Here is a 20,249-nt window from a genome sequence, read left to right as displayed (position 1 = left end):
CAGCCACTCACCCCAGACCCGTGACCTGCGATTTCATGATGCACACCGCTCAGTGGGATCGGCCGGTGCCGGATTCCCCGATGAGCGGTCGTCGACGGGCTGATCGAAGGGGGCGCCTTCGCTCCGTACCTAACCGGCGATTTTCATATTGGATACGGTGTTGCTGTTATGGTGCTGGCCGAGGAGGTGGACGTTCAGTGGCAGCAACTGGTCCTGTGCGAGCGACCCCGGCATCGGCTCGGCGCCCGGGGCGTCCGCCCGTGCCGCTGGAGCGCATCGTCTCCACCGCACTGCAGATCGTGGACGACGAAGGGGCCGACGCTCTCTCGATGCGGACGCTGGCCCAGCGCCTGGGCTCGGGCACGGCGACGCTGTACCGGCATTTCGACAACCGGGCAGCGCTGGTCGCCCATGTCGTGGACCGCATGTTCGGCGCCGTGGAACTGAAGGGCGACGAACTCCTCGCGATGGGCTGGCGGCAGGCGCTGCGTACGGTCGCGCACAGCATGTTCGAGGCCCTGGCCCGGCACCGGAACGCGGCGCGCCTGATGGTCGAGGAGATTCCCCTGGGGCCGAGCGCCATGGCGCTGCGGGAGCACTGCGTCGCGGCGCTGCTCGACAGCGGTTTCCCGCCGCGACAGGCCGCGCACGCCTATGCCACCCTCGCCCGCTACGTCCTCGGATTCGCCATACAGATCAACGGTCACGGCAGCGGTGGTCAACTCGATGAGGCGCACCTGTCCGCCGTCTTCCAGGGCGCCGATCCGGCCTTGTTCCCGGCAACGGTCACCGTCGCCGGTTCGCTGCCCGTTCCGATCGAGGAGGAGTTCTCCTTCGGACTCGAACTCATGCTCAGCGGGCTCGCCCACCTGCGCGACGACGCCTGACCAGGCGGGGCGAGTCACCGCGCGGGCGTGAATTTGGCAACAGGGTCGCCCTTGCGCAGGTGTACGACCACAGCTCCGGCGAGCAGCAGGAGAAGCCCGGCCCCCTCGAGAGCGGCGGCTCCTGCCGGCTCGCGTGCCTTCGGCAAGGCGAGTGTACTGAGCACTCCGATCCCCCCCCCGAAGATCAGGGCGATGGCGCAGGCGAGGGTCTGATGGCGGGCGGGTCGTCACGAGACCGCTTTGGGATGTGTCGGGCGCGGTCGAGTTGCCGGCCGGGCGCATCGCTCGGCGCCCAGACGGGCGATTTGGTCGATCGACGCAGCGGCTCGGCCTCACGCAATAACGGAAACGGAGTAACCGTTATGAGGCTCGGCTTCGGGGTGAGTTCGCGGTGTCGAGCTCAGAGGCTGCCGGGGCGGGCCAGGCCGGCCCTCTTCACTCCGGTCAGGATGAGGCCGACTTCAAGGGTGGTGATGTGTTCGAGGGCGCCGATGGTGTCGCTGAGGAAGTGATACAGCGCTGGGGGCCGGTCTCCTCCAGCCCGCCGGGTGTGACGGTGATCCACAGGAGGGCTTCGGTGCGGATGCCGAGCCGGGCTGGGACCTCTACCTGCCCGAGATCGGCGTGGCCGACCTCGGCCCCCAGGACCAGGCCACCGTGCTGTCCTGGGTGCAGGACAGCAGCGCTTCCTTCGGCGGCGACCCGCGCACGGTCACCGTCGGCGGGCAGTCCGCCGGAACGTACTCGGCCCTGTCGCTCGCGCTCGACCCCGCGACGGACGGATCCATCACCCAGGGCATGTTCACCTGCTCCTGCTGGGTATCCCGAACGGCCCCGATGCCGCCACGGCTTTGCGGGCCCTGCCGGCCGAGCAGTTACTGGACGCCTACGGCCGCCTCGTTGCCCAGCTCGCGGCCCCGGGCGACGCGGCTCCGCCGATGTACCCGGTCCTCGGCGCCCCCGGCATGTCCCGTACCCGGCAACAGGCCCTCACCGACGGCGCCCTGGAGGGCAAGCCGCCGCTGATCGGCACCGTCCGCGACGCGGCGACGGCCTTCTTCGTCTCGATCCCCGCGTCCAGAACCTCACCACCGACGCCGCTTTGGACGTGCTCACCGCCCAGGTCGGCCGACAGGCCGCCCAGGAGGCACACCAGCAGCACGCCGACCACCACACGGCCGGCGGCAACACCACCCACGTCTACCAGTTCGACTACGCCCTCGCGGCCGCGACCCGCATGTCGGGGTGGGGGCGACCTGCTGGCCGACCGCCTTCAGCACTACCTTGACCAGCGCGATTCACCTCGGCTGAAATCCTGGCGAACCCTGGGCGGTTGACCTGGCCCCCCAAGCTCCCCGTCAGAGTCAAGCTCAGAAGCGGAGTGCTCCTTCGGGCAGATCCCGCTCCGCGGTCAGCGGCAACTCCAAAGTGGTGAGCATGTCCCGGTATCGCTCGGCCAGCTGGGAGGGGAGCTTCCTGCTGAACACCACCAGCTCCCGGAAACAGCCGGGCCCGATCCGCCGGGCGTGCCTCGACCAGCGCAGCGGCACCGCGTTCTCCGGTGTCACCGTCACACCGATCCCCTCGACCGCGAACAGGAGCGCTGCGGAGACCTGGCCCGTGCGCGCGACGGCGCGCGGCGTGAACCCGAGGTGCCCTGCCAGGCGGTCCACCACCTCGCTCATGCCCTGTTCCTGCTCGTAGAGCACCCAGTCGGCGGCGGCCAGTTCGGCCGGATCAGCCGCTGTCCCCGCCGGGTGTTCGGCCGAGCCGGTCACCACCATCTCCTCGTATCCCAGGGAGACGACGGGCCCCTCCCACGGGTCGGGCCGTGGACCGACCGCGATGTCGCCCTGGCCGCCGCGCATGGCCTCTTCGAGGTCCCGGCGGTGGGAGTAGTCGTGCAGTCTCAGCACGGTGGAGGGGTACGTCGAGTGCCAGCGCGCCGCGGACGGCGGCAGGATCCCCGAGGCGACGGACCGCACGGTCAGGACGTGGACGTCGCCCTGACGGCCCTCCACCACCTCGCGCACCGAGTCCTGCGCGTCCTGAACCGCACGGACGACGTCCTGAGCACGGGGCAGGAAGACGCGGCCCGCGGGAGTCAGCGTCACCCCTTGCCGGCCGCGCTCCAGCAGGACCGCGCCCAGTTCCTTCTCCAGGGCGCCGATCTGCTGGGACAGTGAAGGCTGCGTGACATAGAGCCGCGCAGCCGCTCCGCTGAAGGAGCCCGCCTCCCAGACCGCGAGGAAGTACTCCAGCTGACGTAGCTGCATGGGATCAAGTTACGTGGTGCCGTACTGCTGCGCCGAGGGGTGTCATCTGCGCGTCATGCCGTGAGCGCGACCCTGTCGTCCTTGCGGGTGAGCCGGGACAGCAGGTAGTCGACCTCGCTGCGGGCTCGCGCCGACAGCACGGCCCCGGGCTCGCGCTGGGTGTCGGAGGTCAGGATTCCGCGGCGTTTCATGACGTACTTGCGCACGGCCAGGCCGATGCCCGGCTGCTGTTCGTAGCGCAGCAGGGGCAGGTGGGCGTCGAAGACGTCATGGGCGGCGTCACGGTCGCCGGCGGCGGTGTGGCGCACCACGTCGACGAGGAGTTCGGGAACGCAGTAGCCCGTCATCGCTCCGTCGGCTCCGCGTTCGGTCTCGAAGTCCAGGAAGAGGCCGCCGTTTCCGCACAGGATCGACAGACGGGGCATCGCTCCATCGGCTTCGAGTCGCCGGAGCGCGCTGATCTTCTCCAGGCCCGGCCAGTCCTCGTGCTTGAGCATCACGCACCCTGGCGCGGTGTTCGCGATGCGGGCGATGACGGCGGGGGACATGACGACGGAGAACGACAGCGGATAGTCCTGGATCACGAACGGCACGTCCGCGCCGATGGCGCCCGCCGCTCCCTCGTAGTAGCTCACGATCTGGTCGTCGGTACGCAGCGTGTTCGGCGGGGCGATCATGACGCCGTGGGCGCCGGCTGACATGACGTCGACCGTGAGGGTCCGCATGGCGGCGTAGCCGGGTGCGGAGACGCCCACGATGATCGGCAGATCGGTGCGCTTGAGGACGTGCTGGACGATGCGCACGCTCTCCTCGTGGGACAGCTTGGGTGCTTCGCCCATCTGACCCAGGAGGGTCAGTCCGGTGACGCCGGAGCCTCCGTAGAAGTCGACGAGTCGGCTGAGCGAGTCGAAATCGATGGCGCCTTCCTCGTCGAAGGGCGTTGGTGCGATGGCGAAAACACCATGGGTGTCGCGGTCCAGGGGTGCCATTGTTCTGCCTCCTCAGAATTCCGATGTCTTTTTCAGAGGCTGGCGACGAGTCCGCCGTCGACGCGCATGACCGAGCCTGTGATGTAAGAGGCATGGACGCTTGCGAGGAAGGCGACGGCGGCGGCGTACTCCCGCGGCTCGCCGTAGCGGCCCACAGGGATCGACGCGACGCTCTCGGCGGACGTCTCCGCGACGGACTTGCCCTCCCGGTCGGCCTTGGCCTGGTCGAGGAACTTGGTCCGCTGGGTGCCGATCCGTCCCGGAACGACCACGTTGCAGGTGACACCCTCGGCCGCGACTTCCCGGGCCAGCGTCTTGGACCAGCCGAGCAGGCTGCCCCGCAAGGCGTTCGACAGCCCCAGGTTGGGGATGGGGGCGATCACCCCCGAGCTGGCGCTGGTGATGATCCTGCCCCAGCCGCGGCCGCGCATCAGCGGCACGACCCTGTCCGTGATCGCGATGACGGACAGCACCATGGACTGGAAGTGCTTCAGCCAGAGTTCGGGGTCCTGCCCCGCGACCGGCGAGGGCGGCGGCCCTCCCGTGTTGTTGACCAGGATGTCCACGGAACCGAGCGCCCCTTCGACTGCCGCGATGTGCTGGTCGATCGCGGCCAGATCGGCGAGGTCCCATTCCAGGGGGAGGGCTTTCCCGCCCGCATCGGCTACCGCCTCGGCGGTGCTCTCCGCGGCCTGTGGGCTGATGTCCGCGACGGCGACGGCGGCGCCCTCCGCGGCGAGAGCCTGGGCGATCGCGCCGCCGAGACCCCCACCTCCGCCCAGCACGAGCGCGGTCTTGCCCGAAATTCCCAGATCCACAGCTTCACTCCTTGTTTCCGAATGACACTGCCACGAGGTCGTGATGGCTCTCCAATAGGAATCTCTCGCGACACGCATAAGGAATTCCTATGCGCCGCGAAGAGGAAACAGGCGTTTCCGGCGTGCAAGATGAGGTGGGGAAAAGGGCCGTTTCGGTCCGTCGATTCCCGACGCATGTTCATGGCCGTAACTGGAGGCCCCTATGTCCTTGCCGGAAACCATGCGGGCCGCGGTGCTGGGTGAGCCCGGCACCCTCGCCGTCACGACGCTGCCCGTGCCGCGGGTGGGACCGGAAGACGTTCTGGTACACGTCCGCAGGGCGTCCCTGTGCGGGACGGACCTGAAGATCCGCAGTCGGCACTTCTTCAAGGACGGCGGCCCGGCCGCGGGCGAGTTCGTACCCGGCCACGAGTACGCCGGCGTCGTCGCCGCGGTGGGCAGCGCCGTGGACGAGTTCCGGGTCGGCGACCGGGTGGTGACGGAAGCCCACCGCGGCTGCACGCGCTGCGCCAACTGCCTGGCCGGGGCCTACACGGACTGCCTCAACTACGGTCTGCGCCACACCGGGCACCGCGTGCAGGGGATGACCGTCGACGGGGGCTTCGCGGAATACGCGCTCAACCACGTGGCGACCCTCCACCGGTTGCCGGACACCGTGGACTTCGACGCCGCGGTCGTCCTCACCACCGTGGGCACCGTGATGCACGCCTTCGACGTGCTCGACACCCTGCTCGTCGGATCCACGGTCGCGGTGATCGGCCCCGGACCGATAGGTCTGCTCGCGGTACAGGTCGCACGTGAACTCGGGGCCAGGACCGTAGCCCTGGCCGGCACGCGGGAAGCCAGGCTCGCCCTCGGCAAGTCCTTCGGCGCGGACCTGGTCGTCAACTCCCGCGAGGAGGACGCGGTGGCGGCGGTCCGGGAGGCGACCGACGGGATCGGCGCCGACATCGTCCTGGAGTGCTCCGGCGCCCCGAGCGCGGTGGACGACGCGCTGCGCATGGCCAAACGGTCCGGGACGGTCGTCCTCGTCGGCTTCTTCGAAGAGCCCGTGCGGGCCGATCTCAACCACGCCGTGATGAACGGCATCTCGATCCGGACGGTCCGCGGCGAGGGCACCGGTTCGGTGGCCCGCGCCGTGGGCCTGGCCGCCCGGGGCCGGCTGCGCACCGCGGACCTGGTCACCCACCATTTCGGGCTGCCCGACGTCGCCGAGGCGTTCGACACCTACGCCGAGCGCCGGGGCAACGCCATCAAGGTCATGCTCGACATCTCCGAGGACCCGGAGCCCACCCGTGACCGGTGACCGGGAGGACGCCCTGGCAGCCGGACGGGAGAAGGCGGCGGACGCCATGGCCGAGGCCGCCACCGCCTGGCTGGGCAGCCTGAGCGCGGACCAACTCCCGCTCGCCGCCTACGACTCCCCGCTCCACCCGGACGCGGAGGCCGAGCGGCTGCGCTGGTTCTACACCCCCACCGAACACGGCGGACTCGCCGTCCGGGACCAGAACGCCCGCCAACAGAGCCTGGCCATGCGGCTGGTGGCCACCGGACTGTCCGTCCCGGGCTACGCCACGGTCACCACCGTGATGGGACTGGAGAACGTCCTGGACCAGCTGGAAGGGTGGCGGGTCCACTGGGGTCGGCAGCGCGGACGGGACCCCGGCCTGTACTGGCTGAGGATCTTCGGCCGCCCCGGTGACCGGGTCTGGGCGTGGCGGTTCGGCGGCCACCACATCTCCCTGAACAACCTCGTCGTCGCCGGTCGGCTCGTCTCCACGACCCCCTGCTTCATCGGTGCCGACCCGGCCACGACCGAGCTGGTCGGAGGCACCCTGCGGCCCCTGCAAGGCCCCGAGGAGACGGCCCGTCGACTGGTCCGCAGTCTGGACCCGGACCAACTCCGAAGCGCTCTGCTCCACCCGTCCGCCGTCTCGGACATCGTCTCCGGCAACCGTCCACGCGTCGGACACGGCGACACGATGATGCACATGCAGGACCTGTGGCGCGGCCGGTTCGCCGACCCCGAGCTGGACCGGCTCGTCGACGACATCGACCGCCGGGCGGAAGCGGGCAGCGGATACACCGAGAACGATCACGCGCGCGTGGCCATCACGATTCCCCCCCAAGGCATCAGCGGTCGCGACCTGGACAACGAGCAGCGGCACCTGTTGCGCCGGCTCGTCACGCTCTACACCGGACGGGCACCCGAGTTCCTCGCGGACGCCTACGACACCCACTACGCCTCCGACGCCGTCCTCGACGCGGTGCATTTCGGCTGGGCGGGCAGCACGGACGCCGGGGAACCGCACTACTACCGGGTTCAGGACCCTCGCGTCCTCATCGAGTACGACAACACCCAGCGGCACGCCAACCACGCCCACTCGGTGTGGCGTGACCTGACCTCCGACTTCGGACTGGACGTACTCGCCGAACACCGCGCACACATCGCACACGAGTAGGGCCTACTCGGGGAGCGCCGTACACACCCGTACCGCCGGCCCCCACCCCCCCCACGAAAGAACCGGCACCATGACCACCCTGCTGATCGTCGACGACGAGTCCCCGCAACGCCTTGCCGTGCGCATGATCCTCGAACGGCAACCTGGACTGACCGTCGTCGGCGAGGCCGACAACGGCCGCGAGGCGGTCCGTATGGCCTCTGCACTCCAGCCCGACATCGTTCTGATGGACGTGGACATGCCCGGCATGGACGGCACGGAGGCCACACGGCGCCTTGTTGATTCCGGCAGTCGTTCACGGGTCCTGGTACTGACCACCTTCGATCTCGAGCAACGCGTCTACAAGGCGCTGCGCGCCGGAGCCAGTGGCTTTCTCCTCAAAGACGCCCGCCCCGAGGAACTGGTCGCCGCGGTCCACGCGGTGGCCAGAGGCGACGCGGTCATCGCGCCGAGTCTGACCCGCAAACTCCTCGACACCTTCGCCCACCGCCTGCGAAGTCCCGTCCTGGAGCAGGACCACGACGACTGCGGCCGACTCCACCACCTCACCGTACGCGAGCGTGAGGTTCTCGCCCACGTCGCATCGGGTCGGAGCAACAGAGAGATCGCCGAAGACCTGCATCTGGCCGAAACCACGGTCAAGTCACACGTCAGCCGCATCCTCGCCAAGATCGGTGCCCGGACCCGCGTCCAGGCGGTGGCTTTCGCCTACGAAGCAAGGCTGGTCAGACCGGTTCCGCAGACGTGACAACCCCTCTGCGAAGCGGACGGCATCGCGGCGCCAAGAAGGAGAGCCATACATGAACAGTCCCCAGACGCACGTACTCGCCGCGTTCTTGCGGTTGACTCTTAAACGCAGGGATCCGGACCCCGTGGCCGCATCGACGGAGCCACCTCGTCCGCCCGCCGAACCGGTACAGCGGCACGACGTAGATCGCGTGGCATCGACGGTCTCGAACGCCGCACCGTCAGTCCGCGCGGGCGCCGGGCGGAGCGAGCGGTTGTCGATCTGCACGGCGGCGCCTGCTTCGGCCACATCTGGCCCCAGCACGGGCCGTTGATCTCGCAGCTTGCGGATGCCGGTGTACGAGTCGAGGTGGCGTACCACGGGCTGGCGCCGTAGTACGCCTACCGTGACGCCTATCCCTTCGTCACTGCCGTCCACCGCGACCTGCTCGGCTCGGGTCTGCCCCAGCCGGCCCGAGTAGCACGGATCTCCCCCTGACGCCCATCGACGTCTACAGCGGAAGGGGTGGCCGTGAACGCCATCGTGCGGTCCGCAGCGGCTTTTTGATGTGCCAGGGCCGCCTGGGGCTGGTCACGGGACCTTCTCGCTGGGGGAACGAGGCCGCGGTGTGCGGCTCTGAGGGCGTGGCCATCGCGCCGACGAGGACGGGGTGTCGCGCGCGTCGGCGCACGGTTCACGCGTGGGGGCCGTCGCGGTGCGTCAGCCGGGAGAGCCCGCGGGCCTGATGCCGCGCAGCAGCCGCTCTCCGGAGTCGCGCAGCTGGTCCTTGATCTCGTCGAGGCCGGATGCGAGCAGGACGTGATCGCGTTTGCGCCAGGTGCCGGCGACCATCACGGCTTCGATGTTGGCGATGTCGGCGTGCAGGACCGTGGCGATGGGGTCGTGCGCCGGCCACAGGTTGAGCGCCCGGGCGTCGACGGCGACCAGGTCGGCCTGCATGCCCGCCTCGATCCGGCCCACCTTGTCCGCCAGGCCCAGTGCCTTCGCTCCTTCGACCGTGGCCCAGGCAAGCGCCTGTTTGCCGGTGACGGACGGTGTGTCGGCGTACATGCCGGTCGTCTGCCGGTGGTGGGCGTGGTCCAGGCTGCGCTGGTGGGCCAGGGCGATCCGGGCGGCGGTGAGGATCCTGCCGGGTACGACGGTGTCGATGTCGGTGCCCAGGGAGGGTGCCGCGCCCAGGCTCAGCAGGGATCCGGTGATGGGTGTGCCGTGTCCCTGGCCCAGTTCGTTCTCCGGGGTGGTGGTGAAGGTGACGCCCGCATCGACGAGGGTCTTGATCCAGTCGTCGGGCAGGTCGGCTCCGTGCACGACGTTGGTCAGGGGGCTGAACAGCCCGGCGTCGCGCACGGCTTCCCAGCCGGGTGAGGGTTCGCCGCCGCTCTGGTGCATCGAGACGACGAGGCCGCGTTCCGCGCCGGCCCGGAAGTCGGCCAGCGCGGTCTCGGCGGAGGAGTACTGCGGCCCCTGGAGGGCCATGCCCAGGGTGAGGAGGGCGTGGTCGCGGACGGGGCCGTCGAGCAGCCGGTCGATCTCGGCGAGCGGGTGGGGTGTGTCCGGCGAGCGGTAGGGCGTGCCGTGCAGGAAGACGGCGCGGATCCCGGCTTGGACCAGTCCCTCGACGGCCGCGTCGGCGTGCTCGGGCGACAGGGCGTTGTGACACCAGTCGCCGAGGGTGGTGGTACCGCAGTTGATCTGGTTCAGGGCGCCGGCGAGATTGCTGATGTGCATGTCGGCCGGGGTGTACTGCCCGACGCACTCGCCGTGCAGGTGGGTGAGGTACTCCATCAGCGTCCAGTCGGCGCCCGCGGAGCGCAGCGCGGTCTGCCAGGTGTGCAGATGGGCGTTGACCAGGCCGGGGATGATGACGCGGCCGGAGAAGTCGACGACCTCGGCGTCGGGCGCCTCGATGGTTTCGCCGACGGCGGCGATGGTCTCGCCGTCGACGAGGATGTCGACATGCTCGGCGTCCGGCCGGTGGGGCGTCATCGTGATGACCTGCGCTCCGCGCAGCAGTACGCGGCTCATTCAGTGGCCCCCGAACCGGGGTGGGTGTGGCTCGGCTGGGACATGGTGCGGCTCCTTGCCTGCGGCGTCATTGCCCGCACGGCGGTTTGTGTGGTGGTGAGGAAATCCCGAGTGGCGATGTGTCCGATGTAGCCGTCGGGACGGATCAGCAGCAGCGTGTCGCCGGTCAGGCCGTAGGCACTCCGCAGCGTGTTCTTCGGGTCGGAGAAGGTGCGGCCGTCGCCCGCGGCCGATCCGCCGGTGAGTCGCTTCAGCCGGGCGCCCGCCGTCGGCCAGTCGAGGAGTTCGAGGTCCCGGGCGGCACCGGGGCCGTAGGCGATGGCGGTGAAGTGCGGTCCCTTCAAGAGATCGAACAGGCGGGTCTCGGCGCCGTCGGCGCCGAGCAGTCGGGCATCCGGGGCGCGGTCGCCCACGTGCAGTGTGCTGGTGCCGCCGCTGCCGGCGGGGGCGAGTGGGCCGCCGTAGTAGGTCAGGGCGAGCTGCTGCTCGTCCTTGCCGCGCTTCATGCTGGAGGGGTCGAGCTTGGCGAGGCCGCCCCATTTCTCCGTGGACAGGCCCAGGACCCCGGCGGCGATCGGCTGCCGCTCGGCCTCGTAGGTGTCCAGCAGGGCCGGGTCGGCTCCGGCGAGGACCTGGCCGAGCTTCCAGCCGAGGTTGTAGCCGTCCTGCATACCGGTGTTCAGGCCCTGGGCGCCGGCCGGGGTGTGGACGTGCGCGGCGTCGCCGACGAGGAAGACCCGTCCGCGGCCGTAGTGCTGCGCGAGACGGATGTTGGGCCGGAACACGGACGTCCAGTGGATCTCGTGCAGCTGGATGTGCCGGTTGCGGGTGTGGGAGTGGATCCGGTCGACGATGGCGCCGATCTCCTGGGGCGGCTCCTCGTCGGGCGTGAGCCGGATCATCCACTGGAACATGTCGCTGCCGGGGAGCGGGCAGGCGCCGATCAGCTTGCCGCCGAGGCCGGGCCACATGTGCCACCGGTTGCGGGCCAGGCCACTCACGGAGGCGTCCACGATCAGCACGCGGTCGGCGTCGTCCGTCGTCCCGGCGAAACCGATGTCGAGCTGCTTGCGCACCACGCTGGAGCCGCCGTCGGCCCCCACGGCATAGCGGGCGACGATCTCCTCGACCCCGTCCGCGCCCACGACCTTGGCGACCACCGTGTCCTCGTCCTGCGTCAGCTCGGTCAGTTCCTTGCCGAACTCGACCTCGCGGCCGAGCTCACCGAGCCGGGCGTGCAGGGCGCGGTCCGTGCGGAACTGCGGGATCAGCCAGGTGTTCGGGTACGGGACGTCCGGGGTCGCCTCCTTGTGGGGGAACATCTTCCACGGCACACCGATGGGTCCCGCGTGGATCCCGAGCTTGGGATAGAGGTCGCCGCCGGCCAGCACGTCGTCGAGAGCGCCGAGGTCTTCGAGGATTTCGAGGCTGCGGGGCTGGATGCCCTTGGCGCGCGAGCCGTCGAAAGCCTGGGGGGACCTGTCGACGATCCGGACGTCGAGTCCGCGGCGTACGAGGTCGATCGCCAGGGCGGAGCCCGAGGGGCCGGCACCGATGATCAGTACGTCGATGGCCTGCGGGCTGTTCATGAGTCGAGCCTTTCGGTGCGTGCGGACACGAACGGGACGAGCTGATCGGCGACGTCACGAGGCCGTTCGAAGGGGGCCATATGTCCGCATTTGTTAATTACATGATGTTTCTGAGGCTTCAGTAGGACGCGCGCCGTGTCGAACTGCGTCAGCGGCGTGACGACGTCCTCGTCGCCCCACAGCAGCAGCGTCGGAATGCCGAGGGTCCCCGTCCGCCGGAAGAGGTCGTCACGGCCGGCGACAGGCAGGTGCTGCAAGGTGTCGAAGACCGCGTACAGCGAGCCCTCGAAGCGGAAGGCGTCGAGGACCATCTCGGTCAGCTTCGCGCCGAGCTCGGGGTCGCGGACGTTGTGCCCGAGGTGGCCCTGGAGCAGCTGAAGGCCGCGTCGGCGGGCGACCACTCCGGCCAGCAGGTCGCTGCGCAGCAGCCGGTTGGGGGAGGTCAACTGCGGTTTCGCGAGACCGGCGGGGCCGACGATGGTGAGCGTGGACACCGACGATCGGTACTGGGCGGCGTACGTCATGCTGACCAGCGCGCCCATGGAGGTGCCGACCAGGTGCAGGGGCCGCGCCGTCAGGCCGAGCCGGTCCGTCAGCTCGGCCAGCTGCCGCGTGAACAGCGTCTCGTCGTATCGCGCCTGGACCCGGTCGGAGTAGCCGCGGCCGTAGGCGCTGCAGGTCAGCGTGCGCAGCCCGCGGGCGTGCAGCTCGCTGACGAGGCCGTCCCAGTAGAACAGCGGGATGGTCAGACCGCCCGCCATCAGGACCACGTCCCCGTCCTCGGGCCCCGCCAGCTCGTAGTGGGTGACGCCGTCGGACAGCTCGATGAAACTGCCGCGCAGCGCCCCCCGCGAATCGGCGGTGAGCTTGCGGTCCTCGCCCGAGGCGACGAAGTACTTCATGGAACGGGCCTCCTTGCCCTCAGTACGTGGGGGTGTCGGCGCAGGAGCCGAGGAACTTGGCGATCGCGTCCGCGACCCACTGCGGTTCCTCCTCCGGTAGCAGATGTCCGCCGTGGGGGTGGACGAGCTCCTGGGCGCCGGGGATGTCGCGGGCGAAGTGCTGGCCGTCGATGCTCGCGCTGCGCAGCACCAGCGTGGGTACCGTGATGCGGGGGAGCTGCGCGCTGCGGTCCGGCTGGTCGGTGTTGCAGAAGTCGACGAAGGCCGAGCGGTTACCGGGACGGCTCATGAGCTGATGGGCGCGGTCCACCATGGCGTCGTCCACGATCTGCGAATGCGGCCCGACGTTCTCACGCAGGCTGCGCTCGATGGCCCCGCGCGGCATCACCCGCCGCAGCAGAGGCCGCAGCAGCGGGTTGCGGGTCAGGCGCATCCCCGCGGGCACCGTCTTCTCCGGATAGCCGGTGGCGTTGACCAGTACCAGGCCGGTCAGCCGCTCCGGATGATCCAGTGCGACGTTCCAGGCGATGTTGCCGCCCAGGGAGTTGCCGGCCAACGCGTAGCGCGGCACGCCCAGCGCCTCCGCGAAGCCCGCCACCGTCGCGGCGTACGCCGGGACGCGGTAGTCGCGGTCCTTGCGCGGGCCCGTCAGTCCGAACGCCGGAAGGTCGGGGCGGATGACGTCGAACGCATCCGACAGCAGATCCGCCGCGCGGTCGAAGTGCTGCAGGGACGAGGCACTGCCGTGCAGCAGCACGAGTGCCGGACCGTGCCCAGCGCGCTTGTAGTGGATCCGCAGGCCGTCCACCTCGACGAACCGGGAATCGGGCTGGGGTTCAGACCAGGTACTCATAATGGCTACACTGTTACCGATAAGAAGTCATGTCAAGAGGTCGTGTCGGCAGGAAGCCCCCGCGTGTGACGACCACGGTGCTCTTGAGCGAGGAGATGGATCAGTCGGTACGCCGCGCCGCCGGCCGTCCGCCGGTCCCGCCGGACCGGATCGTCGCCATGGCGCTGCGGATCGTCGACGAGGAGGGGCACGGGAACGCTGTGTCGCGGTCCTGCGCAAGGAGGAGCCGGTCGCTGCCCTGCGGGGCGTGGATCCGGCACAGTTCCCCGCGTCCTCGGCTCTCCATCGAGCGCGCTGGCGCGGGCGCGCTCGATCAGGCGCGCCCTGACCGACTGGAGCGGTCCGCCCTGGCCCCGGCCGGAACCGGTCACCACACGGGAGTACGCGCACGCGGTGCGCACCCTCGGTGCCGGACGTGTGGGCGGGAACGGGAGCTGCCCGGCCTGGACGCCTACCTGGGCGAACTGGCGTCCCAGGGTGTCACGTTCGCCCGCTCGACCGTCAGGGGGCGAACCCCTTCTTCGTCGCGGACGTCCGGCTCCGCCCCGACCTGGCCGCTCTCTGGCCGTCGGCCGAGGCGACCCGGGCGGCCGTGCGTGAGTGTGCGGCGGTCACACTGGAACCCATGACGCGAGACGAAGGCTTGTTCGGCCCCAGGTCCGTGACGTGGCAGATGCACGGCGACCCCATGATGTGGGTCGCTGGCATCAGGGCGCTGTGGCTCCAGGCGCTGCACCCGAGGGCGGTGCGCGGAGTGACGCAGAACTCGGACTTCCGGCAGGACGCGTGGGGCCGGCTGCGGCGCACCGCGCACTTCGTGGGGACGACGACGTACGGGACGACGGAGGCCGCCGAGAAGGCGGGCGCGCGGGTCCGCAAGATCCACCGGACGCTGACAGCGCTGGACCCGGCGACCGGCGAGCGGTACCCCGTGGACGAACCGGAACTGCTGCTGTGGGTGCACTGCGCGGAGATCGACTCCTACCTGAACGTGCTCTGGCGCTCCGGATACCCACTGACCCGGAGCGCGGCGGACCGGTACATAGCCGAACACCGGGCAAGCGCGAGGCTCGTGGGCCTCGACCCGGCGACCGTGCCGGTCAACAGGGCCGAGATGGCGGCCTACTTCAAGGAGATCCGGCCACAACTCGCCCTCACCGACGAGGCCCGGGACGTCGACGAGTTCCTGCTGCGTCCCCCGGCGCACCCCCTGCTCGTACCGGCGCGTGAGGTGCTGTGGCGGAGCGTGGCGCATCTGGCGTACGCCGCTCTGCCCCCGTACGCCCACGAGCTGTACGGCAGAAGAGCACCGGGCGGAGCGGCCGTGACCCGTGAACTGCGGGCAGCAGGGCGGCTGTTGCGCGGCATTCCCGCACGTGCGCGGTGGCAGCTCCCGCCCAAACACATCCTGCGGGCGGTGGGCAGACTGGGCGAGGACGCCCGCCCCGCACCGTACAAAGCGGGGCGATGACTCGTCATACTGGATCCGCCGGAAGAGCAACGACGGGGGCGGCGGGGCGAGATGGCGGAGTCGAGGCTGATCCAGGGCCGTTACCGGCTGCTGGAGCTCATCGGACGCGGCGGGATGGGCGAGGTGTGGCGGGCGACGGACGAATCCCTCGGCCGCCAGGTCGCCGTGAAATGTCTGAAACACCCCGGCCCGCACCACGACCCCGGCTTCACCCGAGTCCTGCGCGAACGCTTCCGCCGCGAGGCCCGCGTGGCAGCGGGCCTGCAGCACCGGGGCGTCACCGTCGTCCACGACTTCGGCGAGTCGGACGGCGTGCTGTACCTGGTGATGGAGTTCCTGGACGGCCGCAACCTCTGCCAGCTCCTGACGGCGACCGGCCATCGCCCGCTGCCCGTCGAGGACGTCGTCGACATCGCGGACCAGGTCGCCGCGGCCCTCGCGTACACGCACCGGCGGGGCATCGTCCACCGTGACCTGAAACCGGCGAACGTCCTCCGCCTCGCCGACGGCACCGTGAAGATCTGCGACTTCGGCATCGCCCGCCTCGGGGACGGCACGGGCGTCACCTCCCGTCTCACCGGCACGGGCGTCGCCATGGGCACCCCGCACTACATGTCGCCGGAACAGATCGGCGGCGGCGAGGTCGACCTGCGCAGCGACCTCTACTCCCTCGGCTGCGTCCTGTACGAACTCGCCACCGGCGCACCGCCGTTCGCGATGGACGACCCCTGGGCCGTCCTCATCGCCCACCGCGACACCCCGCCCCGCCCGCCCGCCTCCCACCGCCCCGAACTCCCCCGCTACCTCGACCACGTCATCCTCGACCTCCTCGCGAAGCAGCCGGCAGGGCGGCCGGGCGACGCCGCGGAGATCGTCCGCCGCATCGCACTGGGGCGCACGGCGCCGGGGTATGTGCCGACGGTGGTGACGGCGAGGCCGGTGGAGGGGGGTGTGGTTTCCCAGGGGCGGTCGGCGGAGGGCGGCGCGGTCTCTTCGGGGTGGCCGGTGGAGGGAAGCGAGGTCTCTTCAGGTCGGCCCGCGGAGCGGGAAGCCTCCCAACCCCCGCTCCCGGAACGGTACTTCGCCGATACGGCACCTTGCCCGCCGGAGCGGGACGTCTCCGAGGTGGCACCCCGCCCACCCGGGCGGGACGTCCCCGATACGGCACCCCGTCCACCCGAGCCGGACGTCTCCGACACGGCACACCGGCCCCCGAACACCTCCTCGCCCCCGCCCGACCCCCGCCTCCCCCTCTGGACCCGTGGCATGACCCACGGCCCCAAGGCCACCGGCCCCCGCACACCACCCCCGGACACGCCCCTCTCCGGCACCTGGACCAACCGCCCGGCCCTGGGCCTCGTCCCGGGCCCCAGCCCCCAACGCCCCCCGTCGCCCGAGAAGTTGGCCTCCCTCGCGCGCCGCCACAACGCGGCGTTGAAGCTGGGCGGCCTGGGCCGCTGGCCGGAGGCCGGGGAGATTCACCGCGCGGTCGCCGCCGAACGCGCCCACCTGCTGGGCCCCGAGCACGCCGACACCCTCGCGAGTCGGTACGAGATCGCGTTCACCCTCAGCCGGACGGGCCGCGCGCAGGACGCCCTGCGTGAGTACCAGGACGTGGCGACGGTTCGCGCGCGCACCCTCGGCGACGACCACCCGGACACGCTCGCCGCACGACAGGAAACCGCGTACGCGCTGGGCCAGTTGGGACGTCACCTGGACGCGCACCACACCTACACGGCCGTCCTCGCGGCCCGTGAGCGCGCGATGGGCGCCGACCATCCCGACACCCTGCGCTGCCGCCACAACCTCGCCTTCAACCTCGGCAGGCTGGGCCGGCTGACGGAGTCGTACCGGATGGCCCGCGAGGTGGCGGCGGCCCGCGCCCGCGTGCTTGGCCCCGAGCATCCGGACACCCTGCTCACCCGGTACGAAGTGGCGTGCGTGCTGGGCCAGTTGGCCCGCTGGCCGGAAGCGCTCCAGACGTTCCGCGAGGTGGCCGAGGCCCGCGCCCGCGTGCTGGGCCCCGACCACCCCGACACCCTCGCCGCCCGCCACGAGACCGGCATCAGCCTGGGCCGCCTGGACCGCGGCGAGGAGGCTCTGGCCCTCTACCGCGCACTGGTGGACGACCGCACCCGTATCCACGGCCCCACCCACCCCGACACCCTCCGCGCCCGCCACGGCCTCGGCGTCAACCTGGGCCGCCTCGGCCGTTGGGACGAAGCCCTGGCCGAGGCCCGCGACGTCCACACCCTGCGCGCCCGCGTCCTCGGCGACGACCACGAGGACACCCTCACCAGCCGCCGCGAGATCGCCGTCTGTCTCGGCTGGCTCAACCGGTGGCCCGAAGCACTGCCCCACTACCGCGCCCTCACCTCGACCCGCACCCACCTCCTCGGCCCCGACCACCCCGACACCCTCACCGCCCGCGAGGACGAGGCCCAGTGCCTACGGCGTCTGGGCGGCAGGCCGACGGAACCGACGGTGTTAGGGCGGAGGGGAGCGTAGGGGGGAGCGCCGGTTTTCGACGGCAGCGCTCGACAACGGGACTCGACGGCAGGGCTCGGCGCAGGCCCCGGCGGCGGCGCTCGGCAGTGGGGTTTGCCGGCAGGGTTTGGCGCGGGCCTCGACGCCAGGGCTCGGTAGCGGGACTTGACGGCAGAGGTCTCGGCGCGGGCCTCGGTGGCGGCGCTCGGCAGTGGGGTTTGCCGGCAGGGTTCGGTAGCGGGGCTGGCGGCTGAGCTCGGCGCGGGCTTCGGCGCTAGGGTTCGGCAGCGGGCCTCGGTTGCAGCGGGGCGGCGTCAGGGCTCGGCAGCAGGCGCGGCGGGCATCCGACGAGGCGTTCGGCCGGGTGGCGAGCCGTGCAGGAGTCGCGGGCCGGGCGGAGACCGGCGGCGGACGACGCCCGGTCAGGCGGACGTGCGCCGGGGGAGGCACCCGGCAGGGCCGGAGGCCGACGGCAAGCACCGGGGCAGATCGCCGGCGGCGGGCGCCGGCCGGCAGACGCGCGGCGGAGCACACGTCAGCAGGAGACAGCCGCCCCGATGGGCACCCGGGAGAGGGAGCCCCGGCGGGATGGAACCGGTGGGATGGAGCCGGCGGCAGGCGCCCGGCGCCCGCCCTCCGGGGACACCTACGGCTGCCGCCGGCTCCGCCCCGCGCCGAGCCTCCCCCTGACCTGACCTGACCTGACCTCGCCCTCAGCCCCCCGCACCCCCCTACCCCTCACCCGCGTCCCACCCGTGCTCGCGATGCGCGGCCTCCGCCTCCTCGGGCGGCAGCCACTCCAGCGCGTACACGTCGTCGTACAGCCGGAAGACGCCGGCGGACCAGTCGGCGAGTTCCTCGTCCACGTCCTCGTGCCCCACCAGGCCGTCCTCGGGTGGGATGCCGGTGGAGCCGATGCGCCACACCATCCACTCGGCCACCTCCCGCACGTTCTCCGCGCGACGGCGCCACGGCGGCCCGGCGATCTCCCACCAGGTCACCACCCGTGTGACCAGCAGCCCGGCCTCACGTCCGTCGAGCAGCATGCGCGCCGCCGCCCGGCGGTACGGATCGAGCCGCGCGTCACGCTCCGCGGTCGGCTTCTCGCGTGCGAACACGCCACCGCACCCCCGCCCGTGCTACCAAGAACCATGCCTGCACACAAAGCTTCCCACGCGTACGACGCCGTCATCGTCGGCGGTGGTCACAACGGACTGGTCGCCGCCGCCTACCTGGCCCGCGCGGGGCGGTCGGTGCTCGTGCTGGAGCGGCTGGACCGGACGGGTGGCGCGGCGGTGTCGACGCGGCCGTTCGCCGGGGTGGACGCGCGGTTGTCACGGTACTCGTACCTGGTCAGCCTGCTGCCCGGGAAGATCGTCCGGGAGCTGGGGCTGAACTTCCGGGTCAGGTCGAGGGACATCTCGTCGTACACCCCGGTTGAGCGGCACGGAAAACCGACGGGCCTGCTGGTCGGCGGCGGAGCACACCGCACCCGGGACGCCTTCGCGCGACTCACGGGCTCGGACCGGGAGTTCGAGGCGTGGGAGAGGTTCTACGGGATGACGGGCGACGTCGCCCGCCGGGTCTTCCCGACCCTCACCGAACCCTTGCCCACCCGCGAGGAGTTGAGGCGCAGGGTGGACGACGAGGAGGCGTGGCGCGCGCTGTTCGAGGAGCCGATCGGGGCGGCGATCGAGGAGCGGTTCGACGACGACCTCGTGCGCGGCGTCGTCCTGACAGACGCGCTGATCGGCACGTTCGCCGGCGCCCATGACCCGGACCTCGCCCAGAACCGCTGCTTCCTGTACCACGTCATCGGCGGCGGCACCGGCGCCTGGGACGTCCCCGTCGGCGGCATGGGCGCCCTGACCGACGCCCTCGCGACGGCGGCCCGCGAGGCCGGCGCCGTTCTGGCCACCGGCCACGAGGTCACCGGCATCGACAGCGACGGCCGTACGGCGGAGGTGAGTTACCGCACGGCCGACGGCGATGCAACCGTCACCGCGCGCCACGTCCTCGTGAACGCCTCCCCGCAGGCCCTGGCCCAACTGACCGGCGCAACGCCGCCGGAGCCCGCCGAGGGGGCCCAACTCAAGGTGAACATGCTCCTGAAGAGGCTCCCGAGGCTGAAGGACACCTCGGTCGACCCGAGGGAGGCGTTCGCCGGTACCTTCCACATCGCCGAGGGATACGCCCAACTCGCCACCGCCCACGCCGAGTCGGCGGCCGGACGCCTCCCCACCGCCCCGCCCTCGGAGATCTACTGCCACTCCCTGACCGACCCGAGCATCCTCGGCCCCGACCTGACGGGCCATCACACCCTCACCCTCTTCGGCCTCCACACCCCGGCCCGCCTGTTCCGCGACGACAACGACGCCACCCGCGCGGAACTTGTCACCCGCACCCTCGCCCAACTCGACGCCCACCTCGCCGAGCCGCTCGCCGACTGCCTCGCCGAGGACGCCGACGGCCGCCCCTGCATCGAGGCGAAGACCCCCCTCGACCTGGAGTCCGACCTGCGCCTGCCCGGCGGCAACATCTTCCACCGCGCCCTGTCCTGGCCCTACTCCCAGGAAGGCAGCGGCCGTTGGGGCGTGGAAACCCCGCACGCGAACGTCTACCTGTGCGGCGCGGGCGCGATCCGCGGGGGAGGGGTGAGCGGCGTGCCGGGCCACAACGCGGCCATGGCGGCCCTGGAACACCAGATCTGACGCCCAGTCAGAAAACCTCTTCCCTCGGACG

The 20,249-nt window shown here is 71.1% G+C and carries 17 protein-coding genes; 9 read left to right on the top strand and 8 right to left on the bottom strand.

Going from position 1 to position 20,249, the window contains the following annotated elements:
* The first annotated feature begins 260 nt into the window (after window positions 1-260).
* The 3 genes from IAG44_RS02980 (at window position 261) to IAG44_RS43155 (ending at window position 2,175) form a co-directional block, all read left to right on the top strand.
* Complete coding sequence (locus IAG44_RS02980) at window positions 261-887, top strand: TetR/AcrR family transcriptional regulator (RefSeq protein WP_187745578.1); 627 nt, start codon at window positions 261-263, stop codon at window positions 885-887.
* A 624-nt stretch (window positions 888-1,511) separates the two neighbouring features.
* Window positions 1,512-1,913, top strand: coding sequence for a carboxylesterase family protein (locus tag IAG44_RS43160; RefSeq protein WP_343075713.1), 402 nt, complete (start codon window positions 1,512-1,514; stop codon window positions 1,911-1,913).
* Window positions 1,914-1,989: 76 nt separating this feature from the next.
* On the top strand, window positions 1,990-2,175 hold the full coding sequence (locus IAG44_RS43155; RefSeq protein ID WP_246561396.1) for a hypothetical protein: 186 nt from the start codon (window positions 1,990-1,992) through the stop codon (window positions 2,173-2,175).
* A gap of 82 nt (window positions 2,176-2,257) precedes the next feature.
* On the opposite strand, the gene IAG44_RS02970 is transcribed toward IAG44_RS43155, so the two are convergent.
* From IAG44_RS02970 to IAG44_RS02960, 3 genes are read right to left on the bottom strand one after another with little or no spacing between them, the layout of a single operon-like run.
* Window positions 2,258-3,163 (bottom strand): LysR family transcriptional regulator, encoded by a 906-nt coding sequence (locus IAG44_RS02970; RefSeq protein WP_187745577.1) that lies wholly within the window; start codon window positions 3,161-3,163, stop codon window positions 2,258-2,260.
* A 53-nt stretch (window positions 3,164-3,216) separates the two neighbouring features.
* Complete coding sequence (locus tag IAG44_RS02965) at window positions 3,217-4,152, bottom strand: dihydrodipicolinate synthase family protein (protein ID WP_187745576.1); 936 nt, start codon at window positions 4,150-4,152, stop codon at window positions 3,217-3,219.
* Between the two features lie 32 nt (window positions 4,153-4,184).
* A complete protein-coding gene (locus IAG44_RS02960) occupies window positions 4,185-4,970 on the bottom strand; it encodes an SDR family oxidoreductase (RefSeq protein ID WP_187745575.1) in 786 nt (261 codons plus the stop codon).
* A 202-nt stretch (window positions 4,971-5,172) separates the two neighbouring features.
* Between IAG44_RS02960 and IAG44_RS02955 the strand changes: the two genes are divergently transcribed.
* The 3 genes from IAG44_RS02955 to IAG44_RS02945 all read left to right on the top strand — a co-directional run bounded on the left by IAG44_RS02955 (window position 5,173) and on the right by IAG44_RS02945 (window position 8,180).
* The gene (locus IAG44_RS02955) at window positions 5,173-6,276 is read left to right on the top strand and encodes a zinc-dependent alcohol dehydrogenase (RefSeq protein ID WP_187745574.1); all 1,104 of its coding nucleotides are present in this window, start codon (window positions 5,173-5,175) and stop codon (window positions 6,274-6,276) included.
* Window positions 6,266-7,432 carry a DUF3500 domain-containing protein gene (locus IAG44_RS02950; RefSeq protein ID WP_281404267.1) on the top strand — a complete coding sequence of 389 codons (1,167 nt, stop codon included), beginning with the start codon at window positions 6,266-6,268 and terminating at the stop codon, window positions 7,430-7,432. The genes IAG44_RS02955 and IAG44_RS02950 overlap by 11 nt, the downstream gene beginning before the upstream one ends.
* Before the next feature lie 70 nt (window positions 7,433-7,502).
* On the top strand, window positions 7,503-8,180 hold the full coding sequence (locus tag IAG44_RS02945) for a response regulator (RefSeq protein WP_187745573.1): 678 nt from the start codon (window positions 7,503-7,505) through the stop codon (window positions 8,178-8,180).
* A 699-nt stretch (window positions 8,181-8,879) separates the two neighbouring features.
* Here the strand turns inward: IAG44_RS02945 and IAG44_RS02940 are convergent.
* From IAG44_RS02940 to IAG44_RS02925, 4 genes are read right to left on the bottom strand one after another with little or no spacing between them, the layout of a single operon-like run.
* Entirely contained in the window at window positions 8,880-10,205 is a 1,326-nt protein-coding gene (locus tag IAG44_RS02940) for an amidohydrolase family protein (protein WP_187745572.1), read from the bottom strand.
* A complete protein-coding gene (locus tag IAG44_RS02935) occupies window positions 10,202-11,794 on the bottom strand; it encodes an FAD-dependent oxidoreductase (RefSeq protein WP_187745571.1) in 1,593 nt (530 codons plus the stop codon). Before IAG44_RS02935 ends, IAG44_RS02940 begins: the two co-directional genes overlap by 4 nt.
* Window positions 11,791-12,696 carry an alpha/beta fold hydrolase gene (locus IAG44_RS02930; RefSeq protein ID WP_187745570.1) on the bottom strand — a complete coding sequence of 302 codons (906 nt, stop codon included), beginning with the start codon at window positions 12,694-12,696 and terminating at the stop codon, window positions 11,791-11,793. Before IAG44_RS02930 ends, IAG44_RS02935 begins: the two co-directional genes overlap by 4 nt.
* A gap of 19 nt (window positions 12,697-12,715) precedes the next feature.
* Window positions 12,716-13,549 carry an alpha/beta fold hydrolase gene (locus tag IAG44_RS02925; RefSeq protein ID WP_187745569.1) on the bottom strand — a complete coding sequence of 278 codons (834 nt, stop codon included), beginning with the start codon at window positions 13,547-13,549 and terminating at the stop codon, window positions 12,716-12,718.
* A 625-nt stretch (window positions 13,550-14,174) separates the two neighbouring features.
* Here IAG44_RS02925 and IAG44_RS02920 point away from each other — a divergent pair.
* Together IAG44_RS02920 and IAG44_RS02915 are read left to right on the top strand one after the other, a co-directional pair.
* Entirely contained in the window at window positions 14,175-15,020 is an 846-nt protein-coding gene (locus IAG44_RS02920; protein WP_187745568.1) for an oxygenase MpaB family protein, read from the top strand.
* Window positions 15,021-15,071: 51 nt separating this feature from the next.
* The gene (locus IAG44_RS02915; protein ID WP_187745567.1) at window positions 15,072-17,528 is read left to right on the top strand and encodes a serine/threonine-protein kinase; all 2,457 of its coding nucleotides are present in this window, start codon (window positions 15,072-15,074) and stop codon (window positions 17,526-17,528) included.
* A 710-nt stretch (window positions 17,529-18,238) separates the two neighbouring features.
* On the opposite strand, the gene IAG44_RS02910 is transcribed toward IAG44_RS02915, so the two are convergent.
* Window positions 18,239-18,625: a hypothetical protein gene (locus tag IAG44_RS02910; protein ID WP_187745566.1), complete on the bottom strand. Its 387-nt coding sequence runs from the start codon at window positions 18,623-18,625 to the stop codon at window positions 18,239-18,241.
* Between the two features lie 33 nt (window positions 18,626-18,658).
* Between IAG44_RS02910 and IAG44_RS02905 the strand changes: the two genes are divergently transcribed.
* Window positions 18,659-20,218 carry a phytoene desaturase family protein gene (locus IAG44_RS02905; RefSeq protein WP_187745565.1) on the top strand — a complete coding sequence of 520 codons (1,560 nt, stop codon included), beginning with the start codon at window positions 18,659-18,661 and terminating at the stop codon, window positions 20,216-20,218.
* The last annotated feature ends 31 nt before the right edge of the window (window positions 20,219-20,249 follow it).

It is taken from the genome of Streptomyces roseirectus (assembly GCF_014489635.1).
Taxonomy (GTDB): domain Bacteria; phylum Actinomycetota; class Actinomycetes; order Streptomycetales; family Streptomycetaceae; genus Streptomyces; species Streptomyces roseirectus.
Note: the sequence above shows the minus strand (reverse complement) of the source record. Positions and strands in the feature narration are given on the sequence as shown.

Bases quoted from the DNA above. Each gene is read 5' to 3' on its own strand.
- IAG44_RS02970 (WP_187745577.1), bottom strand. From the start codon at position 3,163: ATGCAGCTACGTCAGCTGGAGTACTTCCTCGCGGTCTGGGAGGCGGGC.
- IAG44_RS02965 (WP_187745576.1), bottom strand. From the start codon at position 4,152: ATGGCACCCCTGGACCGCGACACCCATGGTGTTTTCGCCATCGCACCA.
- IAG44_RS02955 (WP_187745574.1), top strand. From the start codon at position 5,173: ATGTCCTTGCCGGAAACCATGCGGGCCGCGGTGCTGGGTGAGCCCGGC.
- IAG44_RS02945 (WP_187745573.1), top strand. From the start codon at position 7,503: ATGACCACCCTGCTGATCGTCGACGACGAGTCCCCGCAACGCCTTGCC.
- IAG44_RS02940 (WP_187745572.1), bottom strand. From the start codon at position 10,205: ATGAGCCGCGTACTGCTGCGCGGAGCGCAGGTCATCACGATGACGCCC.
- IAG44_RS02935 (WP_187745571.1), bottom strand. From the start codon at position 11,794: ATGAACAGCCCGCAGGCCATCGACGTACTGATCATCGGTGCCGGCCCC.
- IAG44_RS02930 (WP_187745570.1), bottom strand. From the start codon at position 12,696: ATGAAGTACTTCGTCGCCTCGGGCGAGGACCGCAAGCTCACCGCCGAT.
- IAG44_RS02925 (WP_187745569.1), bottom strand. From the start codon at position 13,549: ATGAGTACCTGGTCTGAACCCCAGCCCGATTCCCGGTTCGTCGAGGTG.
- IAG44_RS02920 (WP_187745568.1), top strand. From the start codon at position 14,175: ATGACGCGAGACGAAGGCTTGTTCGGCCCCAGGTCCGTGACGTGGCAG.
- IAG44_RS02915 (WP_187745567.1), top strand. From the start codon at position 15,072: ATGGCGGAGTCGAGGCTGATCCAGGGCCGTTACCGGCTGCTGGAGCTC.
- IAG44_RS02905 (WP_187745565.1), top strand. From the start codon at position 18,659: ATGCCTGCACACAAAGCTTCCCACGCGTACGACGCCGTCATCGTCGGC.